The following is a 24,209-nucleotide window of genomic DNA, read 5'->3' as shown; positions in this document are numbered from 1 at the left end:
CGCCCCACCGGCGCCCCCGCCCCCGCGCACTGGCCCGCGCTGCGCGCCGCCGGGCAGGACAAGGCGGCCGACCTGCTCGCCGCCGAACTGCTCGGCGGCCGGATGAACGACGTCGACTGCGCCCGCGTCACCCGCGCCTGGGACGCCGCCAAGGCCGATCCCGCCGCGCGCGCCGCCTTCGCCGACACCGTCGCCCGGCACGGCGCCGCCGCCTGGGCGCACCCGTCCGGCAGCCGCGACCTGCCCGCCCGCAGCGCCACCCACGACCTGCTCGTCGACCAGGTCAGGATCGGCCGCTTCGCCGAGCACGAGCGCAACCCGTACGCCTTCCGGGGCGTGCAGGCCGCCCTCGAACCGCAGGTCCTCGGCACGTCGCTGCTCGCCATCGGCCCCTCCGGCGCGGGCAAGACCCGACACCTGATGCGGCCCGTCACCGAGGCCCTCGCCCTGCAGGCGCTCACCGGACGGGCCGCGGTCGTCGCCGTCGCCGCCGCGGACACGCCCCTCGGGCCCGACGACGCGTACGACGTCGTGGTCCGGCCCGGCGACCCGGAGTCGCCGTACGGCCTGGACCTGTACGCCGAGTGCGACGACCCGGACGAGGCCGCCGCGTTCCTCGCCGAGGCGCTCGTCGGCGACCTCGACGGCACCGACACGCGCCGCTCCGCCACGGCCCTCGCCCAACTCCTCGGCCCGTACCGCGCGGTGCACGGGCGCTTCCCTGCCGTACGCGCGCTGCGTGAGCTCCTGGAGGGCGAGCCGGGCGCGCTGGCCGCGCTGCGGGAGGGGCTGGGCGCCGCCGGGTCGGGGGACGCGGAGATGCGGCGCGAACTGGACGCGCGCGTACGGCAGTCGGGCACGCCCGGCGACCCGAGCCCGGCGCTCGCGGACCGGCTCGCGCTTCTCGACCGGCCCGCCTTCGCCCGCTCCTTCGGCGACGGGGACGGCGCGGGGGAGGGGCGGCCGTTCTCCCTCTCGGCGGTGGCCCACCATCCGCTGCGGGTCCGCGTCGACCTGCCGGAACGCCGCCACGAGGAGGCCTCCCGGCTGCTCGCCCGGCTGCTGCTCGCCCAGTTCGCGCACGCCGTGCGCGGCGGAACCGAACGCCCGCACTTCGCCTGCCTGGTCCTCGACGACGCCGCGCGCACCCTCACCGCCGGGAGCGTGCCCGCGATCCGCCGGCTGCGGTCGGCGAACGCGGGCGTGGTGCTCGGCCTGCGGACCGTCGGCGAGGTGCCCGAGGCGCTGCAGGGCCCGCTGTACGCGGCGGTCGGCTGCCGGATGGCGTTCTCCGGCGTGACCACCTGGGACGGCAGGACGTTCGCCGAGGCGTGGGGCACCGAACGGGTGGAGACGCGGGAGGTCGCCCAGCACACCGTGTACGCGGACCAGCCGATGACCCGGGCCATCCACTCGCTGCGCAAACTGGTCACCGGCCGGGAGGTCACGACGGACGCGGTGACGGTCCGCGAGGTCGAGCGCGAGCGCTGGTCCGCCTCCGACCTCGCCCAGCGCGTGCCGCCCGGCCACGCCGTGCTCTCCCTGACCACCGTCCGCGGCGAGCACGCCCCGCCGCTCCTGGTCGACCTGCGCGGCTAGTGCGTCCGCAGGGGCACACCGGCTAGTACGTCGTACCGGCACAGGCAAGGGCACTCACGGAATCGCCACGGGGCTTCCATACGGTGAGGCAGAATTGATACGAGCCGTTCATACGGGGCGGCCAAATAATCCCGTTGGAACCCGTTCGGTCCCGTTCGATCCCGGGCGGGCCGTCCCGAGCCCCACCGCTGTACCGCCGTACCGCCTCGCCCACCGGAAGCCGTGAAGGTCCCATGCCGCCCACGCTCGCCTCGCTCGTCCAGCACTCCAAGCTCAAACTCACCGTGCGCGCGGGCGAGGACCGCCTGGACACCCCCGTGCGCTGGGCCCACGCCAGCGAGCTCACCGACCCCGTGCCCTACATGGAGGGCGGCGAGCTCCTGCTGATCACCGCCCTCAAGCTGGACGCCGAGGACCCGCAGGCCATGCGCCGCTATGTGCGGCGGCTCGTCGGCGCGGGCGTCAGCGGCCTCGGCTTCGCGGTCGGCGTGCACTACGACGAGGTCCCCGAGGCCCTCGTCGACGCCGCCAGGGCCGAGCACCTGCCGCTGCTCGAAGTGCCCCGCCGCACCCCGTTCCTGGCGATCACCAAGGAGGTGTCGGCGGCCATCGCCGCCGAACAGTACCGCTCCGTCACCGACGGCTTCGCCGCCCAGCGCGAACTCACCCGGCAGGCCCTCAGCGGCGGCCCCGAGGGCGTGCTCACCGCGCTCGCCGCCCAGGTCGACGGCTGGGCCGCGCTCTACGACGCCTCCGGCTCCGTCGTCGCCACCGCACCCGAGTGGGCCGCCCGCCGCGCCGCCCGCCTCACCTCCGAGGTCGAGCGGCTCCGCGACCGGCCCGCCCCCGCGAGCGCCCTGATCGGCGAGTCCGACGACCGCGTCGAGCTGCACTCCCTCGGCGCCGGCCGCCGCCCCCGCACCGCGCTCGCCGTCGGCACCGCCGCCGCCCTCGGCACCACGGAGCGGTACGCGGTGCACTCCGCGATCGCCCTCCTCACCCTCACCACCGAGCGCTCCCGCTCCCTGCACGCCGCCGAACAGCGCCTCGGCGCCGCCGTCCTGCGCATGCTGCTCGCCGGGGAGCCCGACCACGCCCGCACGGTCGCGGGCGAGCTGTACGGCGGGCTGCTCGACGCCCCGTTCCGGCTGCTCATCGCCGAGACCGCGCCCGCCCCGCGCGGCAAGAACGGCGGCGCGCAGGCCGTCGCCGGGCACGATCCGCTGGCCGACCTCGCGGACGTCGTCGAGGCCGCCGCCGCGCGCGCCGGGGAAGCCGTGCTCGTCGTGCCCGACGGCGGCGACCGGCTCGTGCTGCTCTTCGCCGACGGCGGCGCCGCGGCCACCGCCTGCCTGCAGCTCGCCGCCGTCACCGACGCCGCCCGGGCCGACGGCCGCGACCAACAGGCCGCAGACGGCGAGCAGTTGGTGGTCGGCCTGTCCGCCCCGGCCGGGCCCATCGCCGCCGCCACCGCGTACAAGCAGGCCGAGCAGGCCCTGTCCGTCGCCCGCCGCCGCGGCCGCACCCTGGTCGAGCACGAGGAACTCGCCGCCGGCTCGGTCCTCCCGCTCCTCGCCGACGACGCCGTACGGGCCTTCGCCGACGGCATGCTGCGGGCGCTGCGCGAGCACGACGCGACCGGCCGCGGCGACCTCGTGGCCTCCCTGCGCGCCTGGCTCTCCCGGCACGGCCAGTGGGACGCCGCCGCCGCGGACCTCGGGGTGCACCGGCACACGTTGCGGTACCGGATGCGGCGGGTGGAGGAGATCCTGGGACGCTCCCTGGACGACCCGGACGCGCGGATGGAGCTGTGGCTCGCGTTGAAGGCCTCGTCGACGTCGTCCGACTGACCGGACCGGGACTCCGCCCCAGGCCCCCCGGCGGCTACCGCCCTGCCCCGGCGGCCCGTCTCCCGGCTGCGGCGCCGTCGTGGCCGCTCGCGCAGTTCCCCGCGCCCCTGAAGGCCTGCGGCTGCGCCGCGCCTTCCCGATGAGCTGCGGCGCAGCCGCATCGCTCAGGGGCGCGGGGAACTGCGCGACCAGCCACAGCGGCGCCGCAGACGAACGACACCGCCGGAGGCTTTCCGCACCTGCCACTCCGGCACCCACCCGCCCCCAACTCCTCCACCCCGTACAAGAGGCCCCGCGGGTCCGCGGCCCTACCGTGAAGGGCGAAACCCCCAGACACCACCATCGCGGAAGGGCCGGGCTCCCATGACCGACACCACTGCCTTCTGGCTCGCCGGCCGCCAGGCCACCGGCGACACCACCTTCGACGTCACCTCGCCCTGGGACGGCCGCACCGTCGGCCGTGTGAGCGTCCCGACCGACGCGCAGGTCGAGGAGGCCGTCGCCGCCGCGTACGCCTCCCGCGACGCGCTCTCCGCGACCCCCGCCCACGTCCGGGCCGCCGCGCTCGACCACGTCACCAAGCGGCTCACCGAGCGCACCGAGGAGATCGCCCAGCTGATCTCCGCCGAGAACGGCAAGCCGATCAAGTGGGCCCGCGGCGAGGTCGGCCGCGCCGTGTCCGTGTTCCGCTTCGCCGCCGAGGAGGCCCGCCGGTTCAACGGCGGCGACGCCCAGCGCCTCGACACCGACGCGGGCGGCCAGGGCCGGCTCGCCCTCACCCGCCGCTTCCCGCGCGGCGTGGTCCTCGGCATCGCGCCGTTCAACTTCCCGCTGAACCTGTGCGCCCACAAGGTCGCCCCGGCCATCGCCGCCGGCGCCCCGATCATCCTCAAGCCGGCCCCGGCCACCCCGCTGTCCGGCCTGATCCTCGGCGAGCTGCTCGCCGAGACGGACCTGCCCGAGGGCTCCTGGTCGGTGCTCCCGGTCGCCAACGAGAAGATGCCGGCCCTGGTCCAGGACGAGCGCCTGCCCGTCATCTCGTTCACGGGCTCCGAGAAGGTCGGCTACACGATCATGGACTCGGTGCCGCGCAAGCACATCACCCTGGAGCTCGGCGGCAACGGCGCGGCCGTCGTCCTCGACGACTTCTCCTCCGACGCCGACCTCGACTGGGCCGCGAGCCGCATCGCGACCTTCTCGAACTACCAGGGCGGCCAGTCCTGCATCTCCGTGCAGCGCGTGATCGCCGACGCGTCCGTCTACGACCGGCTCGTCCCCCGGATCGTCGCCGCCGTCGAGGCGCAGGTCACCGGTGACCCGTCGGACCCGGCCACCGAGGTCGGCCCGCTCGTCGACGAGAACGCCGCCAAGCGCGTCGAGTCCTGGGTCGACGAGGCCGTCGCCGCCGGCGCCGCGCTCCTCACCGGCGGCAAGCGCGAGGGCGCCACGTACGCCCCGACCGTCCTCGCCGACGTGCCCGCCGACACCACCCTCGCCTGCGAGGAGGTCTTCGGCCCGGTCCTCACCGTCACCAAGGTGGACGGCGAGCAGGCCGCGTTCGACGCCGTCAACGACTCCAAGTACGGCCTCCAGGCAGGTGTGTTCACGCACGACGTGCAGCGCGCCTTCCGCGCCCACCGCGCCCTCGAGGTCGGCGGCGTGATCGTCGGCGACGTCCCCTCCTACCGCGCCGACCAGATGCCGTACGGCGGCGTCAAGCAGTCCGGCGTCGGCCGCGAGGGCGTCGCCCACGCCATGGCGGACTACACGTACGAGCGCGTCCTGGTCCTCACCGGCCTGGAGCTGTAAGCACGTACGTCTTCGAGAGGGCGGCCGGAACCTGTGCGGGGTTCCGGCCGCTCGCGCGTTGCGCCGAACGCCGCGCCCGGCCTGGTGGGGATCTTCGTATTCGGGTAGATACGTCGGGTACGCACGTACGTACGAGCGAGTAGCCCCCGACCCCGATGCGTTGAGGTGAGCCCCTCATGTCGACAGGCACGCACAAGGAGCCGAAGGTCTCCGAGCGGGAGGCCCGGCAGGTCGCCGAGGCGGCCAGGGAACAGGAGTGGCGCAAGCCGAGCTTCGCCAAGGAGCTGTTCCTCGGCCGCTTCCGGCTCGACCTGATCCACCCGCACCCGCTGCCCGCCGACGAGGACACCCGGCGCGGCGAGGCGTTCCTCGCGCGGCTGCGGGCGTTCTGCGAGCGCGAGGTCGACGGAGCCCTGATCGACCGCGAGGCGCGCATCCCGGACGCCGTGATCAACGGGCTCAAGGAGCTCGGTGCCCTCGGCATGAAGATCGACACCAAGTACGGCGGCCTCGGCCTCACGCAGGTCTACTACAACAAGGCCCTCGCCCTCGTCGGCTCCGCCAGCCCCGCCCTCGGCGCGCTGCTCTCCGCCCACCAGTCCATCGGCGCGCCGCAGCCGCTGAAGCTGTTCGGCAGCCAGGAGCAGAAGGACACGTTCCTGCCCCGGCTCGCCGCCACCGACATCTCCGCGTTCCTGCTCACCGAGCCGGACGTCGGCTCCGACCCGGCCCGCCTCGCCACCACGGCCGTACCGGACGGGGACGGATACGTCCTGGACGGCGTGAAGCTGTGGACGACCAACGGCGTCATCGCCGACCTGCTCGTCGTCATGGCCCGCGTCCCGAAGTCCGAGGGGCACCCCGGCGGCATCACCGCGTTCCTCGTCGAGGCCGCCGACGAGGGCGTCACCGTCGAGCACCGCAACGCCTTCATGGGCCTGCGCGGCCTGGAGAACGGCGTCACCCGCCTCCACCGCGTACGCGTCCCCGCCGCGCACCGCATCGGCCCCGAGGGCGCCGGCCTGAAGATCGCCCTGACCACCCTCAACACCGGCCGCCTCTCGCTGCCCGCGATGTGCGTCGGCGCCGGCAAGTGGTGCCTGAAGATCGCCCGCGAGTGGTCCGCCGAGCGCGAGCAGTGGGGCCGCCCGATCGCCCTGCACGAGGCCGTCGGCAGCAAGATCTCCTTCATCGCCGCCACCACCTTCGCCCTGGAGGCCGTCCTCGACCTCGCCTCCCAGATGGCCGACGAGGACCGCAACGACATCCGCATCGAGGCCGCCCTCGCCAAGCTGTACGGCTCCGAGATGGCCTGCCTGATGGCCGACGAGCTGGTCCAGATCCGCGGCGGCCGCGGCTTCGAGACCGCCGACTCGCTCGCCGCCCGCGGCGAACGCGCCGTCCCCGCCGAGCAGTTGCTCCGCGACCTGCGCATCAACCGCATCTTCGAGGGCTCCACCGAGATCATGCACCTGCTGATCGCCCGCGAGGCCGTCGACGCCCACCTCAAGGCCGCCGGCGACCTCATCGACCCCGACAAGACCCTCGGCGACAAGGCCAAGGCGGGCGCCCGCGCCGGCGGCTTCTACGCCCGCTGGCTCCCGAAACTCGTCGCGGGCCCCGGCCAACTCCCGCTCTCCTACGGCGACTTCCACCCGGCCGGCCACCCCGACCTCGCCGCCCACCTGCGGTACGTGGAGCGCACCTCCCGCAAGCTCGCCCGCTCGACCTTCTACGCCATGTCCCGCTGGCAGGGCCGGATGGAGACCAAGCAGGGCTTCCTCGGCCGGATCGTCGACATCGGCGCCGAACTCTTCGCGATGAGCGCCGCCTGCGTCCGCGCGGAGCTGCTCCGCACCACCGACGACCACGGCCGCGAGGCCTACCAGCTCGCCGACGCCTTCTGCCGCCAGTCCCGGCTGCGCGTCGAGGAGCTCTTCGCCCGCCTCTGGTCCAACACCGACGACCTGGACCGCAAGGTCGTACGCGGCATCCTGTCCGGCACGTACGCCTGGCTGGAGGAGGGCATCGTCGACCCGAGCGGCGAGGGCCCGTGGATCGCAGAGGCGACACCGGGCCCGCCGCGGACGGAGAACGTCCACCGCCCGATCCGCTGAGCGGCGGCGCAGCCGCACGCTCTCAGGGGCGCGGGGCTGTGACATCAGCGGCTCCGCCGCGGGGCGCGAGGACGGACCACCGGGCCGCACCCGGCGACGAAACCGCAACCCCCACGGCGGGGGAAGCGCGCAGACTCGGAGGGCGCCCTGTCCGGATCCACAAGAACCCACGCAACAATGGGTCCATGAGCGACAGTCCAACGCCTCTCGCCGATCCGCACCTGGTCTTCGACCCGGTGACGGATGACGGCCCCCGGGACATCGTCGTCCTGGGCTCGACGGGATCCATCGGCACCCAGGCCATCGACCTGGTCCTGCGCAATCCCGACCGCTTCCGCGTCACCGCCCTGTCCGCCGCGGGCGGCCGCGTGGGGCTGCTCGCCGAGCAGGCCAGACGGCTGCGTGTGCGCACCGTCGCGGTCGCCCGCGAGGACGCGGTGCCCGCCCTGCGCGAGGCGCTCGCCGCTCAGTACGGGGGCGAACCGCTCCCCGAGATCCTCGCCGGACCGGACGCCGCCACCCAGGTCGCCGCCTCGGACTGCCACACCGTGCTCAACGGCATCACCGGCTCCATCGGCCTCGCCCCGACGCTGGCCGCCCTGGAAGCGGGCCGCACCCTCGCCCTGGCCAACAAGGAGTCGCTGATCGTCGGCGGCCCGCTGGTCAAGGCGATCGCCAAGCCCGGCCAGATCATCCCCGTCGACTCCGAGCACGCCGCGCTCTTCCAGGCCCTCGCCTCCGGCACCCGCGCCGACGTCCGCAAACTCGTCGTCACCGCCTCCGGCGGCCCCTTCCGCGGCCGTACGAAGACCCAGCTCGCCGACGTCACGCCCGACGACGCGCTCGCCCACCCCACCTGGGCGATGGGCCCGGTGATCACCGTCAACAGCTCGACCCTGGTCAACAAGGGTCTGGAGGTCATCGAGGCGCACCTCCTCTACGACATCCCCTTCGACCGCATCGACGTCGTCGTGCACCCGCAGTCCTACGTCCACTCGATGGTCGAGTTCACCGACGGCTCCACGCTCGCCCAGGCCACCCCGCCGGACATGCGCGGCCCCATCGCCATCGGCATCGGCTGGCCCGAGCGGGTCCCGGACGCGGCCCCCGCCTTCGACTGGACCAAGGCCTCCAGCTGGGAGTTCTTCCCCCTCGACGACGAGGCCTTCCCGGCCGTCAACCTCGCCCGGCACGTCGGCGAGCTCGGCGGCACCGCCCCCGCCGTGTTCAACGCCGCCAACGAGGAGTGCGTGGACGCCTTCCTCGCCGGCCGGCTGCCCTACCTCGGCATCATGGACACCGTCACCCAGGTCGTCACCGAGCACGGCACGCCCCGTACGGGAACCTCGCTCACCCTGTCGGACGTCCTGGAAGCGGACGCCTGGGCCCGTACCAGGGCCCGTGAACTGTCGGCCAAGGCGACCGCGGAGGCTCGTGCATGACGACCCTGATGATGATCCTCGGCATAGTGGTCTTCGTGATCGGGCTGCTGTTCTCGATCGCCTGGCACGAGCTGGGACATCTGTCGACGGCCAAGCTCTTCGGCATCCGCGTGCCGCAGTACATGGTCGGCTTCGGCCCGACCCTCTGGTCCCGCAAGAAGGGCGAGACCGAGTACGGCATCAAGGCCATCCCCCTCGGCGGGTACATCCGCATGATCGGCATGTTCCCGCCCGGGCCCGACGGCCGGATGGAGGCCCGCTCCACCTCGCCCTGGCGCGGCATGATCGAGGACGCCCGCTCGGCCGCCTTCGAGGAGCTCCAGCCCGGCGACGAGAAGCGGCTCTTCTACACGCGCAAGCCGTGGAAGCGCGTCATCGTGATGTTCGCCGGGCCGTTCATGAACCTGGTCCTGGCCGTCGCGATCTTCCTCGGCGTCCTGATGACCTTCGGCTGGAACGAGCAGACCACCACGGTCAGCAAGGTCTCCGACTGCGTCATCGCCCAGACCGAGAACCGCTCCACCTGCGAGAAGGGCGACAAGCCCGCCCCCGCCAAGGCGGCCGGACTCGAACCCGGCGACACCATCGTCGCGTTCGACGGCAAGCCCGTCTCCGAGTGGTCCGTCCTCCAGGACCGCATCCGCGACACCACGGGCCCGGCCACCATCACGGTCGAGCGCGACGGCGTGCGCAAGGTCCTCGAGGCCGACCTGATCGAGAACAAGGTCAGCAAGACCGACGGCGAGGGCGGCTACGTCGAGGGCGAGTACGTCACCGCCGGCTTCCTCGGCTTCACCCCGGCCTCCGGCATCGTCGAGCAGTCCTTCGGCGAGTCCGTGGCCCGTATGGGCGACATGATGGAGAACGGCGTCGAGTCCCTGATCGCCCTCCCGTCGAAGATCCCCGACCTGTGGGACGCGGCCTTCGGCGACGGCGAGCGCAAGCAGGACTCCCCGATGGGCGTCGTCGGCGCCGCCCGCGTCGGCGGCGAGGTGTTCACCCTGGACATCCCGCCGGAGAACCAGATCGCGATGATGCTGTTCCTCGTCGCGGGCTTCAACCTCTCGCTGTTCCTGTTCAACATGCTCCCGCTGCTGCCCCTCGACGGCGGCCACATCGCGGGCGCCCTCTGGGAGTCGGTCCGCCGCGGCTTCGCCAAGCTGCTCAAGCGGCCCGACCCCGGCCCCTTCGACGTCGCGAAGCTGATGCCCGTCGCCTATGTGGTGGCCGGGATCTTCGTCTGCTTCACCATCCTGGTGCTGATCGCCGACGTCGTTAACCCGGTCAGAATCTCCTGACCACACCCGGTTCACGGCGGCCGCCCACACTGCGTGGACGGCCGCCGTGCGTGGTAGTGCAGCGCGGTGCGATGTGCTTACGGCACGAGGCGTGGCGTAATCTCGACAGCCGGAGCCCGCCGAGCGCGGGGCACGAACGCTCCGCTTCGACCCACCTGATCCACACCTTGGGGTTGCACAGCAGATGACTGCTATTTCTCTGGGAATGCCGTCCGTACCGACCAAGCTCGCCGAGCGGCGCAAGTCCCGGCAGATCCAGGTCGGAACGGTCGCGGTCGGTGGCGACGCCCCGGTGTCGGTGCAGTCGATGACCACCACCCGTACGTCCGACATCGGCGCCACGCTCCAGCAGATCGCCGAGCTGACCGCCTCCGGCTGCCAGATCGTCCGCGTGGCCTGCCCCACGCAGGACGACGCCGACGCGCTGCCGGTGATCGCGAAGAAGTCGCAGATCCCGGTCATCGCCGACATCCACTTCCAGCCGAAGTACGTCTTCGCCGCCATCGACGCCGGCTGCGCCGCGGTCCGCGTCAACCCCGGCAACATCAAGCAGTTCGACGACAAGGTCAAGGAGATCGCCAAGGCCGCCGGCGACGCGGGCACCCCGATCCGCATCGGCGTCAACGCCGGCTCCCTGGACCGCCGCCTGCTGCAGAAGTACGGCAAGGCCACCCCCGAGGCGCTCGTCGAGTCCGCGCTCTGGGAGGCGTCCCTCTTCGAGGAGCACGGCTTCCGCGACATCAAGATCTCGGTCAAGCACAACGACCCCGTCGTGATGGTCAACGCCTACCGCCAGCTCGCCGCCGCCTGCGACTACCCGCTGCACCTCGGCGTCACCGAGGCGGGACCCGCCTTCCAGGGCACCATCAAGTCCGCCGTCGCGTTCGGCGCGCTGCTCTCCGAGGGCATCGGCGACACCATCCGCGTCTCCCTGTCGGCCCCGCCGGTCGAGGAGATCAAGGTCGGCAACCAGATCCTGGAGTCCCTGAACCTCAAGCCGCGCCGCCTGGAGATCGTCTCCTGCCCCTCCTGCGGCCGCGCCCAGGTCGACGTGTACAAGCTCGCCGAAGAGGTCACCGCCGGCCTCGACGGCATGGAGGTCCCGCTGCGCGTCGCCGTCATGGGCTGCGTCGTCAACGGCCCCGGCGAGGCCCGCGAGGCCGACCTCGGCGTCGCCTCCGGCAACGGCAAGGGCCAGATCTTCGTGAAGGGCGAGGTCATCAAGACCGTCCCCGAATCGAAGATCGTCGAGACCCTCATCGACGAGGCCATGAAGATCGCCGAGCAGATGGAGAAGGACGGCGTCGCCTCCGGCGAGCCGCAGATCTCCGTCGCCGGCTGACCCCTCCCGTACGGCCCGAAAGCCCTGCCCCGCAGCTCGCCGGGGCAGGGCTGCGCCATGCCGGGTACAGTGCGGAGATCGGCAACTTCACGGTGAGGCCCCAGCGAACGTGTTGACCCAGACGACCACCAGGGTGCTCGGCCCCGCAGATCTGGACGCCGCCCTGGAGGTCCTGCGGCGCGAGCCGGTCAACAACGCCTTCGTCGCAGCCCGCGTCCAGGTCGCCGGCCTCGACCCCTGGCGGCTCGGCGGCGAGATGTGGGGCTGGTACGCCGACGGCAGGCTCCGCTCCCTCTGCTATGCCGGCGCCAACCTCGTCCCGATCTGCGCCGGCCCCGAAGCCGTACGCGCCTTCGCCGAGCGCGCCCGCCGGTCCGGCCGCCGCTGCTCCTCCCTCGTCGGCCCCGCCGAACCCACCGCCCGGCTCTGGCAGCTCCTCGAACCGCACTGGGGCCCTGCCCGCGAGGTCCGCCGCCACCAGCCCCTGATGGTCACCGACCGGCTGCCCGACGACGTCACCCCCGACCCGTACGTCCGCCGGATCCGCAAGGACGAGATGGACGTGATCATGCCGGCGTGCGTGGCCATGTTCACCGAGGAGGTCGGCGTCTCCCCGCTCGCCGGGGACGGCGGACTGCTCTACCAGGCCCGGGTCGCCGAACTCGTCGGCTCCGGGCGGTCGTTCGCCCGCCTCGACCCCGACACCGGGCAGGTGATCTTCAAGGCCGAGATCGGCGCCGCCACCCCCGAGGCCTGCCAGATCCAGGGCGTCTGGGTCGCCCCCGAACACCGCGGCAAGGGCCTCTCCGTCACCGGCATGGCTGCCGTCGTGCGGTACGCCCTGGCGGACGTCGCCCCCGTCGTCAGCCTGTACGTCAACGACTTCAACACCGCCGCCCGCGCCGCGTACCGGCACGTCGGGTTCACCGAGGTCGGCTCGTTCATGAGCGTGCTGTTCTGACCTGTGGCCGAACCCCGTCCGACCTCTGGGGGAGTCCTGCGCGGCGAAGTAGGGTTCCCGCATGACTGACGACGTCGTGATCGGGCCGCTCGACCTGGCCGCCCACGTGGACGAGGCCCTCGCCGTGCAGGCCCTCGCCTTCGGCCTCGACGACGCCGAGATCGCCGTACGCCGCCAGATCGTCCTGCGCCACATCACCTACCCCGGCGCCCGCGCCCTCGGCGCCACCACCCCCGAGGGCCGCCTCGCCGGCTTCGTCTACGGCATGCCCAACGACCGCGCCCACTGGTGGTCCAGCGTCGTCGAGCCCTACCTGCGCGACCAGGACCTGGACTTCTGGCTCGACGACGCCTTCGTCATCACCGAGCTGCACGTCCACCCCCGGCACCAGAACCGCGGCATCGGACGCACCCTCATCACCGCCCTCACCGACGCCGCCGCCCAGCCCCGCTCGATCCTCTCCGCGATCGACACCGACAGCCCCGCCCGCGGCCTCTACCGCTCCCTCGGCTACACCGACCTCGCCCGGAACGTCCTCTTCCCCAGCGCCCCGAGGCCGTACGCGGTGATGGGAGCCCCGCTCCCGCTGCGCCGCCGCCGACCGTGAGCGGGGCCGGTCCGGCGATAACCGATTTCCGAACCCGCCCGTGCCCCGGCTAACCTCCTGAGCATTCGACGCTTTCCCCAGCAGGAGTTCACCATGGCAGCCCAGGTCCAGCGCATGTCCCGATTGATGGTCAAGACACTGCGCGACGACCCGGCGGACGCCGAGGTCCTCAGCCACAAGCTGCTCGTCCGCGGCGGCTTCGTGCGCCGCACCGCCGCCGGCGTCTGGTCCTGGCTGCCGCTCGGCAAGAAGGTCCTCGCCAACGTCGAGCGCATCGTCCGCGAGGAGATGGACGCCATCGGCGCCCAGGAGGTGCTGCTCCCCGCCCTCCTGCCGAAGGAGCCGTACGAGGCCACCGGCCGCTGGGAGGAGTACGGCGCGGAGCTGTTCCGCCTCAATGACCGCAAGGGCGGCGACTACCTCCTCGGCCCCACCCATGAGGAGATCTTCACCCTCCTCGTCAAGGACCAGTGCACGTCCTACAAGGACCTGCCGGTGATCCTCTACCAGATCCAGAACAAGTACCGCGACGAGGCCCGCCCCCGCGCCGGCATCCTCCGCGGCCGCGAGTTCACCATGAAGGACTCGTACTCCTTCGACACCGCCGACGAGGGCCTCTCCGAGTCGTACGCCCTGCACCGCGCCGCCTACCAGCGGATCTTCGAGCGCCTCGGCCTCGACTACCGCATCTGCGCCGCCACCGCCGGCGCCATGGGCGGCTCCAAGTCCGAGGAGTTCCTCGCCCCGGCCGCCGCCGGCGAGGACACCTTCGCCGACTGCCCGAACTGCGAGTACGCGGCCAACACCGAGGCCGTCAACTTCGAGCTGAAGCCCGTCGACGGCTCGGCCGTGCCCGCCCTCGAGGAACTGGCGACGCCGGACACCCCGACCATCGAGACCCTCGCCGACTTCCTCGACGTCCCGGCCTCCGCGACGCTGAAGAACCTCCTGGTGAAGGTCGACGGCGAGATCGTCGGCATCGGCGTCCCCGGCGACCGCGAGGTCGACATGGACAAGGTCGAGGCCCACTTCGCCCCGGCCCCCGTCGAGCTGGTCGCCGCCGAGGACTTCGAGACCCGCGACGACCTGGTGAAGGGCTACGTCGGCCCGCAGGGCCTGGAGAAGGTCCGCTTCCTCGCCGACCCGCGCATCGCCCCCGGCACCGCCTGGATCACCGGCGCCAACAAGGCCGGCGTGCACGCGAAGAACGTGGTCGCGGGCCGCGACTTCGAGGTCGACGAGTACGTGGACGTCGTGGTCGTCCAGGAGGGCGACCCCTGCCCCAACTGCGGCACCGGCCTCAAGCTCGACCGCGCCATCGAGATCGGCCACATCTTCCAGCTCGGCCGCAAGTACGCCGACGCCTTCCAGCTCGACGTACTCGGCCAGAACGGCAAGCCCGTCCGCGTCACCATGGGCTCGTACGGCATCGGCGTCACCCGCGCCGTCGCCGCCCTCGCCGAGCAGCACGCCGACGACAAGGGCCTGGTCTGGCCGAAGGAGGTCGCCCCGGCCGACGTGCACGTGGTCGCCGCCGGCAAGGCCGCCCAGACCGAGCTGGCCCTCTCGGTCTCCGAGCAGCTCGCCGAGGCCGGGGTGCGCGTCCTGGTCGACGACCGCGCGGGCGTCTCGCCGGGCGTGAAGTTCACCGACGCGGAGCTGTTCGGCGTCCCCACGATCCTGGTCGCGGGCCGCCGCACCGCCGAGGGCGTCGTCGAACTGAAGGACCGCCGCACGGGCGAACGCGAGGAACTCCCGGTGGCGGAGGCGATCGCCAAGATCGTCGGCTGACGCCGAGTATGTGTACGCGAACGCCGGACGGGCGCGAGCCCGTCCGGCGTTCGCCGTCCAGGGGCGCGGGGGAACTGCGCGACCAGCCACTATGGCGCGTCAGCCGAAATACAACCCGGGGGCCGGGGCGAAGCCCCAGGGCCCTACAACCAGGACGCGAACTCCAGCAGAACCTCGGCCTGCCCCCGCCTCCCCAAGCGGAGCGCCTCCGTGCCCGAGGCGACGGCTCGGAACACCGTCCAGCCCCGCAACCGCTCCCGATCCACTTCCAGGGAATCCGCCAGCTTCGTCACCCGCCGCCGCGCCGTGGACGCCCCGGCGTTCGCCGCGACCAGGTCGTCGAGCCGGTCGAGGACGAGCCCCGCCAGGTCGTACGCCCGCTCACCCACCAGCGGGTGCGGGCCCACCGCCAGCCACGGCGTCCGCTCGCCCGACAGCACCTTGCCCTGCTTGAAGTCGCCGTGCAGCAACAGCAGTTCGGGCTCGTCGGCGACCAGCTCGGCGCGCGCCGCGAGCGCCGACTCGACCAGCGGGCGCATCGCCGCGTCGGCCGCCTCGCCCCGGTCCATCGCGTCTGCGAGCCGCCGCGAGTGCTCCACGACCGTGCCGAACGACACCCCCGCCGGCGGCTCCACCCACAGCCGGCGCACCGTCCCAGCCGCCTCAAGGAGGGCCTTCGCCTCCGGCAGCGAGCGCAGCGACACCTCCGGCTGCAGCCGTTCGAGCAGCAGCACCCCGTCCCCGTCGGACGGCCCCTCGAGGAGCCGGCACGCCCCCCAGCCGTCCCAGCACGCAAGCGCCGCGGCCTCCGCCTCCGGGCACGTGCCGGGCGCGGCGAGCTTCAACGTCGCGGGCGTCCCGTCCGCCCGCCGCACCAGCGCCACGACACTCGACCGGCCCCCGGGCACCAGCATCCGCTCGACGGTCAACTCCCGCCCCGCCACCGCCCGTTCGAGCAGCACGGGCAGCTCCGCCAGCCACTTCTGCGCGGCCTCGGCGGCGGCCGGTGACTCGTACGTCGCCTCGCCCAGCGCCCTGACGAGACGCTGCGGCGGTTCAAAAGCCATGCGCGACATACGCGAGTGAATCCTTCCGGCCGTGCGGACTGCTCTGGTGCGGCTCAGGTCTGCGGCGTCGCCGCCGCCGAAGCGGGCTCGTGCCGCTCGGCGAGCCCAGGGAAGGCTACGCTCCCGCCGCGCCAGCGCACCGCCCGCACCGCTGCCTCGCGCAGCGCGTCCGCCGCGGCCCGCCGCCGCGCACCCTCCGTCGCCCGTACGACGTCCGCGTACACCCCGGCCACCCGGTCCTCCAGCTGCGCCGCGAGCCGGGCCGCCGCGGGGGAGTCCGGCACCGGGAACGGCAGCGCGTACGCCGCCTCCGCCTGCGCCGGCGTGCCGCCCAGGTCGCGCACGGTGCGCTGCAGCTCGTCCCGGCGCGCCCGGTGCGCGTCGTACGCCGCGCGCGCCTCGTTCCTGCGGTCCTCGCCGATCCGGCCGCCGACCACGCCGTAGCCGTAGATCGCCGCGTGCTCCGCGCGCAGCGCCGCCTGATAGGCCTCGACGCCCGCTGCCTTCTCGTCCTGCTCGTCCCTCATCGGCCCGCCTCGCTCAGCAGATACGCGTGGGCGTCCCCGGCGGCCGCCACGGAGGCGAACAGTCTGGCCTGCTCGCCGGGCACGTCGGACAGGGCGGTGCGCCTGCCGTCCGCCAACTGCCGCTCGATGTCCGCGAGTTGGGTGAGCGCCGCCTTCTCGTCGGCGGGCACCTCGGGCGCCGAGGACTCCTTCCGCGGCTTCCCCGACGGCGACGGCGAGCCCGTGGCCCCGGCCTCCGCACCGCCGAACGCCCCCGCGTGCCGGGCCACTTCGGCGCGCAGCGGACCCAGCCGCTCGGCCAGCGCCGGGTGGGCGGCGATCACGGCGTCGTATCGATTCAGCAACTCGGCGCTGTCCTGCGCCGCCCGCTCCCGCGCCTGCCCGGCGGCGTCGGGACGCTTCCCCGGCGCGTCGGAACCGGACCCCGTGCACCCCGCGAGAAGCACGCTCCCCGCGGCCGACACGAGCAGGGCCCTGCGCCCCGGCCCAAGGGGAATCGGCCGGTCACTCCCGGCGCGCGACGGCAAGGTGAAGGGCACGGCAGACGTCCTCGTGAGGCTCGTACGACTGAAGGAGAAGGTGGTCCGCGTCCAGCGGGCACGCCCGCGATCACCGTACCGTCGGACCGACCCGGTGGACGGCAACACCCTGTGCGACCGGATACGCTTTGACCTGACACGCAGACCTGAACGGCAAACCACAACAGCACACGCGGCCGAGGAGTCACCCGGATGAGCACCACCCAGAGCGAGAGGCTGCGGGACCTGCTTGAACCGCTGGTCACCTCCAAGGATCTGGATCTCGAAGAGATCACCGTGACCCCGGCCGGGAAGCGCCGCGTACTGCGTGTGGTCGTGGACTCGGACACCGGCGTCTCGCTCGACGCCTGCGCCGAGCTGAGCCGGGAACTCTCCCAGAAGCTGGACGACGCCGACGCGATGGGCGACGGCGAGTACGTCCTGGAGGTCACCTCGCCGGGCGCCGACCGTCCGCTGACCCAGCACCGCCACTACGTCCGCGCCGTGGACCGCCTCGTCAAGTTCCAGCTGAACGAGGGCGGGGAGCTGATCGCGCGGATCCTGAAGGTCGACGACGAGGGCCTCGACCTGGAGGTGCCCGGCGTGAAGGGCCGCAAGCCCACCGCCCGCCGCCTGGCCTTCGCGGACATCGCCAAGGCGCGCGTGGAGATCGAGTTCAACCGCAAGAACAAGAACGAAGAGGAGGCGTAGCCGTGGACATCGACATGAGTGCCCTGCGGGGTCTGGTCCGGGAGAAGGAGATCTCCTTCGACCTGCTCGTCGAGGCGATCGAGTCGGCCCTCCTCATCGCCTATCACCGCACCGAGGGAAGCCGCCGGCACGCGCGCGTGGAGCTCGACCGCCACAGCGGACACGTGACGGTCTGGGCGAAGGAGGAGGCCGCCGAGCTCGAAGAGGGCCAGGAGGCCCGCGAGTTCGACGACACCCCGTCCGGCTTCGGCCGGATCGCGGCGACGACGGCGAAGCAGGTCATCCTGCAGCGCCTGCGCGACGCCGAGGACGACGCGACGCTCGGCGAGTACGCAGGCCGTGAGGGCGACATCGTCACCGGTGTCGTACAGCAGGGCCGCGACCCGAAGAACGTCCTGGTGGACATCGGCAAGCTCGAGGCGATCCTGCCCGTGCAGGAGCAGGTCCCGGGCGAGACGTACGAGCACGGCATGCGCCTGCGGTCGTACGTGGTGCGGGCCGTCAAGGGCGTGCGCGGTCCGTCGGTGACTCTTTCGCGTACGCATCCCAACCTCGTGAAGAAGCTGTTCTCGCTCGAGGTCCCGGAGATCGCGGACGGCTCGGTGGAGATCGCCGCCATCGCGCGCGAGGCCGGCCACCGCACGAAGATCGCCGTCCGCTCGACCCGCTCCGGCCTGAACGCCAAGGGCGCCTGCATCGGCCCGATGGGCGGCCGGGTGCGGAACGTGATGGCCGAGCTCAACGGCGAGAAGATCGACATCGTCGACTGGTCCGACGACCCGGCCGACATGGTGGCCAACGCGCTCTCCCCGGCCCGCGTCAGCAAGGTCGAGATCGTCGACCTCGCCGCCCGCTCGGCCCGCGTGACCGTGCCCGACTACCAGCTGTCGCTCGCCATCGGCAAGGAAGGGCAGAACGCCCGCCTCGCCGCCCGCCTCACCGGCTGGCGCATCGACATCCGCCCGGACACGGAGCAGCCCCAGGACCAGGGCTGACCCCGGCCCGGAATACGACGTGGACACCCGGTGTTGGCGAGATCACGCCGGGTTCCGCCTAGATCAAGACGACGGCCGTTCGATTTTTGCCCCAAAGGGGTGAGGTCGGTACGGGGAGGTAGACTTAAGCGTGTCTGGCCGGACGCATGCCCGAGCATGCCCTGAGCGAACCTGTGTGGGATGCCGGGAGCGAGCGGCCAAGACCGATCTGCTGCGGATCGTGATGGCCGAGGGCGAAGGCGCCGAGGGCTCCGGAAAAGGAGTCCGCCTGGTCCCCGACCCTCGCGGTACGCTGCCCGGCCGGGGTGCGTATGTGCACCCCGCCCTGGTCTGTCTGGACATGGCGGTCCGCCGCCGAGCGTTCCTCAGGGCGTACCGCGTCCGAGGTCCGCTCGACACCACGGATCTCAGCCGGTATGTCGAGCAGGCGCAACCGTAAGAACGTGTCCGCACGGAAACCCCCGTGCGGTTGCTGGTACCTCGCGAGTTGGAAGTAGGTCGAGATTGCGATGAGCACTCGATGAGTACGCGATGAGTACGCCCATGAAGTAGCGACGGTCCGGCGGTAACCCGGACCTAAAAGGAGCGAAGTGGCTAAGGTCCGGGTATACGAACTCGCCAAGGAGTTCGGCGTGGAGAGCAAGGTCGTCATGGCCAAGCTCCAAGAACTCGGTGAATTCGTCCGTTCGGCGTCCTCGACGATCGAGGCGCCCGTTGTTCGAAAGCTGACTGACGCGCTGCAGTCCGGCTCCGGTGCCGCAGGCGGTGGCAAGAGTGCCGCCAAGCCCGCCGCGCCGCGCAAGGCCGCACCTGCGAAGCCGTCGGCACCGTCCCCCGCGCAGGCCGCGAAGCCTGCCGCCCCCAAGCCCGCCCCGGCCCCCAAGCCGGCTGCGGCCGAGAAGCCCGCGGCGCCCGCTCCGGGCCCGCGTCCCACGCCTGGTCCGAAGCCCGCGGCGGCGCCCAAGCCCGCCCCGGCGGCCCCGGCACAGCCCGAGTTCAGCGCGCCCCCGGCCGCTGCGCAGGGCCCCAAGCCCGGCGGTGAGCGCCAGGCTCCGCGTCCCGGCGCCCCGAAGCCCGGTGGCCGTCCGGCCCCCGGCCAGGGCGGTCAGGGTCAGGGTCAGGCCCGTCCCGGCGCCCCGCGCCCCGGTGGCGAGCGCGCCCCGCGTCCCGGCGGTCGTCCCGCCGGCCCGCGTCCGGGCAACAACCCCTTCACGTCCGGCGGCTCCACCGGCATGGCGCGCCCGCAGGCGCCCCGTCCCGGCGGCGCCCCGCGTCCCGGCGGCCCCGGCGCCCCGGGCGGTCCGCGTCCGCAGGGCCAGGGCGGCGGCCAGGGCGGTCCCCGTCCGCAGGGTCAGGGCGGTCCCCGTCCGACTCCGGGCGGCATGCCCCGTCCGCAGGGCGGCGGCGCCGGTGCGGGCGGTCCCCGTCCCGGCGGCGGCAACCGTCCGAACCCGGGCATGATGCCGCAGCGTCCCGCGGCCGGTCCCCGTCCCGGCGGCGGCCCCGGTGGCCGTGGTCCCGGCGGCGGCGGTCGTCCGGGCGGCGGCGGTCGTCCCGGCTTCGCCGGTCGTCCCGGCGGTCCCGGCGGCGGTGGCGGCGGCTTCGCCGGTCGTCCCGGTGGCGGCGGTGGCGGCGGCGGTCGTCCCGGCGGCTTCGGTGGCGGCGGTGGCCGTCCCGGCTTCGGCGGACGTCCCGGTGGTCCGGGTGGCCGCGGTGGCACGCAGGGCGCCTTCGGTCGTCCCGGCGGTCCCGCGCGTCGCGGTCGCAAGTCGAAGCGGCAGAGGCGCCAGGAGTACGAGGCCATGCAGGCCCCGTCGGTCGGCGGCGTGATGCTGCCTCGCGGCAACGGCGAGACCGTTCGCCTGTCGCGCGGTGCTTCGCTCACCGACTTCGCCGAGAAGATCAACGCCAACCCGGCGTCGCTCGTCGCGGTGATGATGAACCTCGGCGAGATGGTCACGGCCACGCAGTCCGTCTCCGACGAGACGCTGCAGCTCCTCGGTGACGAGATGAACTACCAGGTTCAGATCGTCAGCCCCGAGGAGGAGGACCGCGAGCTGCTCGAGTCCTTCGACCTGGAGTGGGGCGAGGACGAGGGCGGCGACGAGGCCCTGGTCTCGCGTCCGCCGGTGGTGACCGTCATGGGTCACGTCGACCACGGTAAGACCCGCCTCCTCGACGCCATTCGCAAGACGAACGTCGTCGCGGGCGAGGCCGGTGGCATCACCCAGCACATCGGTGCCTACCAGGTCGCGACCGAGGTCAACGGCGAGGACCGCCGCATCACCTTCATCGACACCCCGGGTCACGAGGCGTTCACCGCCATGCGTGCCCGCGGTGCCAAGTCGACCGACATCGCGATCCTCGTGGTGGCGGCCAACGACGGTGTGATGCCGCAGACGATCGAGGCCCTGAACCACGCCAAGGCGGCCGACGTGCCGATCGTGGTCGCGGTCAACAAGATCGACGTCGAGGGCGCCGACCCGACCAAGGTGCGCGGTCAGCTGACCGAGTACGGCCTGGTGGCCGAGGAGTACGGCGGCGACACGATGTTCGTCGACATCTCCGCCAAGCAGGGTCAGAACATCGACTCGCTGCTCGAGGCCGTCGTCCTCACCGCCGACGCCTCGCTCGACCTGCGGGCCAACCCGGAGCAGGACGCGCAGGGCATCGCGATCGAGGCCCACCTCGACAAGGGCCGCGGTGCGGTTGCCACCGTCCTGGTCCAGCGAGGCACGCTGCGCGTCGGTGACACCCTCGTCGCCGGTGACGCGTACGGCCGAGTCCGCGCGATGCTCGACGACAAGGGCGAGAACGTGGAGGTGGCCGAGCCGTCGACGCCGGTCCTGGTCCTCGGTCTCACCAACGTCCCGGGCGCCGGCGACAACTTCCTGGTGGTCGACGAGGACCGTACGGCCCGTCAGATCGCCGAGAAGCGTGCCGCCCGTGAGCGCAACGCCGCGTTCGCCAAGCGCACCCGCCGGGTGTCCCTCGAGGACCTCGACAAGGTGCTCAAGGCCGGCGAGGTCGAGCAGCTCAACCTCATCATCAAGGGCGATGCGTCCGGTTCGGTCGAGGCCCTCGAGTCCTCGCTGCTGCAGCTGGACGTCGGCGAAGAGGTCGACATCCGCGTCCTGCACCGCGGTGTGGGTGCCGTCACCGAGTCGGACATCGACCTGGCGATGGGCTCCGACGCCATCGTGATCGGCTTCAACGTGCGCGCCGCCGGGCGTGCCACGCAGATGGCCGAGCGCGAGGGTGTGGACGTCCGGTACTACTCGGTCATCTACCAGGCGATCGAGGAGATCGAGGCGGCCCTCAAGGGCATGCTCAAGCCGGAGTACGAAGAGGTCGAGCTCGGCACGGCGGAGATCCGCGAGATCTTCCGCTCGTCCAAGCTGGGCAACATCGCCGGTGTCCTGGTCCGCTCCGGAGAGGTCAAGCGCAACACCAAGGCGCGCCTCCTCCGCGACGGCAAGGTCATCGCCGAGAACCTCACGATCACCGGTCTGCGCCGCTTCAAGGACGACGTCACCGAGATCCGCGAAGGCTTCGAGGGCGGTATCAACCTCGGAAACTTCAACGACATCAAGATCGACGACGTCATCGCGACGTACGAGATGCGCGAGAAGCCGCGCGGCTGATCGAGCAACGAGCCGGGGCCGGTCGACGGGAGAATTTCCGTCGATCGGCCCCGGCCGTTCCGTGTACGGTTTGGATGTCCCTGCCAAGAGCTGCAGGGCCCTCCATCCCGTACCGGCGGGTCATCCGGACAACACATGTATGTGGGGACTCTGTCCTTCGATCTGCTCCTCGGCGACGTACGGTCCCTGAAGGAGAAGCGTTCCGTGGTCCGCCCCATCGTCGCCGAGCTGCACCGCAAATTCGCCGTGAGCGTGGCGGAGGTCGGCGATCAGGATCTCTACCGCAGGGCGGAGATCGGAGTGGCGATGGTGTCGGGGGACTCGCGGCATCTGTCGGACGTCCTGGACCGGTGCGAGCGGCTGATGGCCGCCCGGCCCGAGGTGGAGCTGCTGTCGGTGCGTCGGCGGCTGCACGGCGACGACGACTGACGCAGACGCACCATGGCACGTGTGCCACGTACGGCACGTAGGAAAAGCAAGCACAAGGGAGACGGACCAGTGGCCGACAACGCGCGGGCGAAGAAGCTGGCGGACCTCATCCGAGAGGTGGTCGCCGAGAAGCTGCAGCGCGGAATCAAGGACCCGCGCCTCGGTTCGCATGTGACGATCACCGACACCCGGGTCACCGGCGACCTGCGGGAGGCGACCGTCTTCTACACGGTCTACGGCGACGACGAGGACCGGGAGAACGCCGCCCGCGGCCTGGAGAGCGCCAAGGGCGTGCTGCGCAGCGCGGTGGGCGCCGCGGCCGGGGTGAAGTTCACCCCGACCCTGACGTTCGTCGCGGACGCCCTGCCGGAGAACGCCCGGACCATCGAGGACCTGCTCGACAAGGCGCGGGCCTCCGACGCCAAGGTGCGCGAGGCGTCCTCGGGCGCCGCGTACGCCGGTGAGGCCGACCCGTACCGCAAGCCGGGCGAGGACGACGAGGACGACGCCTCCGCATGAGCAAGCAGAACAACAGCGGCGGGGGCGCCGTGACGCCGGACGGGCTGATCATCGTCGACAAGCCCGCCGGCTTCACCTCGCACGACGTCGTCGCCAAGATGCGCGGCATCGCCCGCACCCGCCGGGTCGGGCACGCCGGCACGCTCGACCCGATGGCGACGGGCGTCCTCGTGCTCGGCGTGCAGCGGGCGACGAAGCTTCTCGGCCACCTCGCGCTGACCGAGAAGGAGTACCTCGGCACGATCCGACTCGGCCAGAACACCGTCACCGACGACGCCGAGGGCGAGATCACCTCCTCCGCCGACGCCTCGCAGCTGAAGCGGGACGCCATCGACGCGGCGATCGCGAAGCAGACCGGCGACATCATGCAGGTGCCGTCCAAGGTCAGCGCCATCAAGATCGACGGCAAGCGCTCGTACAAGCGGGCGCGGGAGGGCGAGGACTTCGAGATCCCGGCCCGGCCGGTGACGGTCTCCTCGTTCACGGTGTACGACGTGCGGGACGCGGTCGCCGAGGACGGTACGGCCGTGCTCGACCTGGTCGTCTCGGTGGTGTGCTCCTCCGGTACGTACATCCGCGCCCTGGCCCGGGACATCGGGGCCGAGCTCGGCGTGGGCGGGCATCTGACGGCGCTGCGGCGCACCCGCGTCGGGCCGTACAAGCTGGACGCGGCGCGGACGATCGACCAGCTGCAGGAGGAGCTGACCGTGATGCCGGTCGCCGAGGCCGCCGCGGCCGCGTTCCCACGCTGGGACGTGGACGCGAAGCGGGCCAGGCTGCTGCTCAACGGGGTGCGGCTGGAACTGCCCGACGAGTACGGCACGGGGCAGCCGGTCGCCGTGTTCGACCCGGACGGGCGGTTCGTCGCGCTCGTCGAGGGACAGGGCGGCAAGGCGAAGAGCCTCGCGGTGTTCGGCTGAGGCGCAGGCGTCGATGGGGGCGGGTCCTTCGGGGCCCGCCCTTCGTCGTGCCGGGCTCGGGCG

20 protein-coding genes are annotated in these 24,209 nt (G+C 72.5%); 17 read left to right on the top strand and 3 right to left on the bottom strand.

What is annotated here, in order from left to right; all coding sequences use genetic code 11:
• The 10 genes from ACIDOF_RS33705 to ACIDOF_RS33660 form a co-directional block, all read left to right on the top strand.
• The coding region (locus ACIDOF_RS33705) for an ATP/GTP-binding protein (protein ID WP_409010016.1) at positions 1–1,599 on the top strand (1,599 nt) is incomplete at its 5' end.
• 233 nt (positions 1,600–1,832) lie between these two features.
• A complete protein-coding gene (locus tag ACIDOF_RS33700; RefSeq protein WP_409010015.1) occupies positions 1,833–3,449 on the top strand; it encodes a PucR family transcriptional regulator in 1,617 nt (538 codons plus the stop codon).
• A gap of 363 nt (positions 3,450–3,812) precedes the next feature.
• On the top strand, positions 3,813–5,258 hold the full coding sequence (locus tag ACIDOF_RS33695) for an aldehyde dehydrogenase family protein (RefSeq protein ID WP_409010014.1): 1,446 nt from the start codon (positions 3,813–3,815) through the stop codon (positions 5,256–5,258).
• Positions 5,259–5,434: 176 nt separating this feature from the next.
• Positions 5,435–7,375 carry an acyl-CoA dehydrogenase family protein gene (locus tag ACIDOF_RS33690; RefSeq protein WP_409010013.1) on the top strand — a complete coding sequence of 647 codons (1,941 nt, stop codon included), beginning with the start codon at positions 5,435–5,437 and terminating at the stop codon, positions 7,373–7,375.
• A gap of 185 nt (positions 7,376–7,560) precedes the next feature.
• Entirely contained in the window at positions 7,561–8,817 is a 1,257-nt protein-coding gene (gene dxr / locus ACIDOF_RS33685) for a 1-deoxy-D-xylulose-5-phosphate reductoisomerase (RefSeq protein ID WP_409010012.1), read from the top strand.
• Positions 8,814–10,115, top strand: coding sequence for a M50 family metallopeptidase (locus ACIDOF_RS33680; protein WP_409010011.1), 1,302 nt, complete (start codon positions 8,814–8,816; stop codon positions 10,113–10,115). The genes dxr and ACIDOF_RS33680 overlap by 4 nt, the downstream gene beginning before the upstream one ends.
• Before the next feature lie 184 nt (positions 10,116–10,299).
• Positions 10,300–11,457: a flavodoxin-dependent (E)-4-hydroxy-3-methylbut-2-enyl-diphosphate synthase gene (gene ispG, locus ACIDOF_RS33675; RefSeq protein WP_409010010.1), complete on the top strand. Its 1,158-nt coding sequence runs from the start codon at positions 10,300–10,302 to the stop codon at positions 11,455–11,457.
• 109 nt (positions 11,458–11,566) lie between these two features.
• Positions 11,567–12,418: a GNAT family N-acetyltransferase gene (locus ACIDOF_RS33670; protein ID WP_409010009.1), complete on the top strand. Its 852-nt coding sequence runs from the start codon at positions 11,567–11,569 to the stop codon at positions 12,416–12,418.
• 61 nt (positions 12,419–12,479) lie between these two features.
• Positions 12,480–13,025 carry a GNAT family N-acetyltransferase gene (locus ACIDOF_RS33665; protein WP_409010008.1) on the top strand — a complete coding sequence of 182 codons (546 nt, stop codon included), beginning with the start codon at positions 12,480–12,482 and terminating at the stop codon, positions 13,023–13,025.
• A 93-nt stretch (positions 13,026–13,118) separates the two neighbouring features.
• Positions 13,119–14,816: a proline--tRNA ligase gene (locus ACIDOF_RS33660; protein ID WP_409010007.1), complete on the top strand. Its 1,698-nt coding sequence runs from the start codon at positions 13,119–13,121 to the stop codon at positions 14,814–14,816.
• A gap of 143 nt (positions 14,817–14,959) precedes the next feature.
• Here the strand turns inward: ACIDOF_RS33660 and ACIDOF_RS33655 are convergent, their stop codons facing one another.
• From ACIDOF_RS33655 to ACIDOF_RS33645, 3 genes are read right to left on the bottom strand one after another with little or no spacing between them, the layout of a single operon-like run.
• Positions 14,960–15,883 carry an aminoglycoside phosphotransferase family protein gene (locus tag ACIDOF_RS33655; RefSeq protein WP_409010049.1) on the bottom strand — a complete coding sequence of 308 codons (924 nt, stop codon included), beginning with the start codon at positions 15,881–15,883 and terminating at the stop codon, positions 14,960–14,962.
• Positions 15,884–15,936: 53 nt separating this feature from the next.
• Positions 15,937–16,410, bottom strand: a complete 474-nt coding sequence (locus ACIDOF_RS33650; RefSeq protein WP_409010006.1) for a ferritin-like domain-containing protein — start codon at positions 16,408–16,410, stop codon at positions 15,937–15,939.
• Positions 16,407–16,856 carry a hypothetical protein gene (locus ACIDOF_RS33645; protein WP_409010005.1) on the bottom strand — a complete coding sequence of 150 codons (450 nt, stop codon included), beginning with the start codon at positions 16,854–16,856 and terminating at the stop codon, positions 16,407–16,409. The genes ACIDOF_RS33650 and ACIDOF_RS33645 overlap by 4 nt, the downstream gene beginning before the upstream one ends.
• A 285-nt stretch (positions 16,857–17,141) precedes the next feature.
• Here ACIDOF_RS33645 and rimP point away from each other — a divergent pair, with 285 nt between their 5' ends.
• From rimP to truB, 7 genes are all read left to right on the top strand, one after another.
• The gene (gene rimP, locus ACIDOF_RS33640) at positions 17,142–17,639 is read left to right on the top strand and encodes a ribosome maturation factor RimP (protein ID WP_409010004.1); all 498 of its coding nucleotides are present in this window, start codon (positions 17,142–17,144) and stop codon (positions 17,637–17,639) included.
• Positions 17,640–17,641: 2 nt separating this feature from the next.
• The gene (gene nusA, locus ACIDOF_RS33635) at positions 17,642–18,634 is read left to right on the top strand and encodes a transcription termination factor NusA (RefSeq protein ID WP_409010003.1); all 993 of its coding nucleotides are present in this window, start codon (positions 17,642–17,644) and stop codon (positions 18,632–18,634) included.
• A 130-nt stretch (positions 18,635–18,764) separates the two neighbouring features.
• Positions 18,765–19,073 carry a YlxR family protein gene (locus tag ACIDOF_RS33630; protein WP_409010002.1) on the top strand — a complete coding sequence of 103 codons (309 nt, stop codon included), beginning with the start codon at positions 18,765–18,767 and terminating at the stop codon, positions 19,071–19,073.
• Positions 19,074–19,224: 151 nt separating this feature from the next.
• Positions 19,225–22,278 carry a translation initiation factor IF-2 gene (infB, locus tag ACIDOF_RS33625; RefSeq protein WP_409010001.1) on the top strand — a complete coding sequence of 1,018 codons (3,054 nt, stop codon included), beginning with the start codon at positions 19,225–19,227 and terminating at the stop codon, positions 22,276–22,278.
• 135 nt (positions 22,279–22,413) lie between these two features.
• Positions 22,414–22,707: a DUF503 domain-containing protein gene (locus tag ACIDOF_RS33620; RefSeq protein ID WP_282545136.1), complete on the top strand. Its 294-nt coding sequence runs from the start codon at positions 22,414–22,416 to the stop codon at positions 22,705–22,707.
• A gap of 69 nt (positions 22,708–22,776) precedes the next feature.
• Complete coding sequence (gene rbfA, locus ACIDOF_RS33615; protein ID WP_409010000.1) at positions 22,777–23,226, top strand: 30S ribosome-binding factor RbfA; 450 nt, start codon at positions 22,777–22,779, stop codon at positions 23,224–23,226.
• Positions 23,223–24,146 carry a tRNA pseudouridine(55) synthase TruB gene (truB, locus tag ACIDOF_RS33610; RefSeq protein ID WP_409009999.1) on the top strand — a complete coding sequence of 308 codons (924 nt, stop codon included), beginning with the start codon at positions 23,223–23,225 and terminating at the stop codon, positions 24,144–24,146. The genes rbfA and truB overlap by 4 nt, the downstream gene beginning before the upstream one ends.
• Positions 24,147–24,209: the final 63 nt, after the last annotated feature.

The organism is Streptomyces sp. Da 82-17 (assembly GCF_046098215.1).
Lineage (GTDB): Bacteria > Actinomycetota > Actinomycetes > Streptomycetales > Streptomycetaceae > Streptomyces.
This window is presented reverse-complemented; position numbering and strand designations above follow the sequence as displayed.

Bases quoted from the DNA above. Each gene is read 5' to 3' on its own strand.
- ACIDOF_RS33660 (WP_409010007.1), top strand. From the start codon at position 13,119: ATGGCAGCCCAGGTCCAGCGCATGTCCCGATTGATGGTCAAGACACTG.
- ACIDOF_RS33700 (WP_409010015.1), top strand. From the start codon at position 1,833: ATGCCGCCCACGCTCGCCTCGCTCGTCCAGCACTCCAAGCTCAAACTC.
- ACIDOF_RS33680 (WP_409010011.1), top strand. From the start codon at position 8,814: ATGACGACCCTGATGATGATCCTCGGCATAGTGGTCTTCGTGATCGGG.
- ACIDOF_RS33650 (WP_409010006.1), bottom strand. From the start codon at position 16,410: ATGAGGGACGAGCAGGACGAGAAGGCAGCGGGCGTCGAGGCCTATCAG.
- ACIDOF_RS33690 (WP_409010013.1), top strand. From the start codon at position 5,435: ATGTCGACAGGCACGCACAAGGAGCCGAAGGTCTCCGAGCGGGAGGCC.
- dxr (WP_409010012.1), top strand. From the start codon at position 7,561: ATGAGCGACAGTCCAACGCCTCTCGCCGATCCGCACCTGGTCTTCGAC.
- ACIDOF_RS33655 (WP_409010049.1), bottom strand. From the start codon at position 15,883: ATGGCTTTTGAACCGCCGCAGCGTCTCGTCAGGGCGCTGGGCGAGGCG.
- ACIDOF_RS33695 (WP_409010014.1), top strand. From the start codon at position 3,813: ATGACCGACACCACTGCCTTCTGGCTCGCCGGCCGCCAGGCCACCGGC.
- ACIDOF_RS33620 (WP_282545136.1), top strand. From the start codon at position 22,414: ATGTATGTGGGGACTCTGTCCTTCGATCTGCTCCTCGGCGACGTACGG.
- ACIDOF_RS33665 (WP_409010008.1), top strand. From the start codon at position 12,480: ATGACTGACGACGTCGTGATCGGGCCGCTCGACCTGGCCGCCCACGTG.
- ispG (WP_409010010.1), top strand. From the start codon at position 10,300: ATGACTGCTATTTCTCTGGGAATGCCGTCCGTACCGACCAAGCTCGCC.
- rimP (WP_409010004.1), top strand. From the start codon at position 17,142: ATGAGCACCACCCAGAGCGAGAGGCTGCGGGACCTGCTTGAACCGCTG.
- truB (WP_409009999.1), top strand. From the start codon at position 23,223: ATGAGCAAGCAGAACAACAGCGGCGGGGGCGCCGTGACGCCGGACGGG.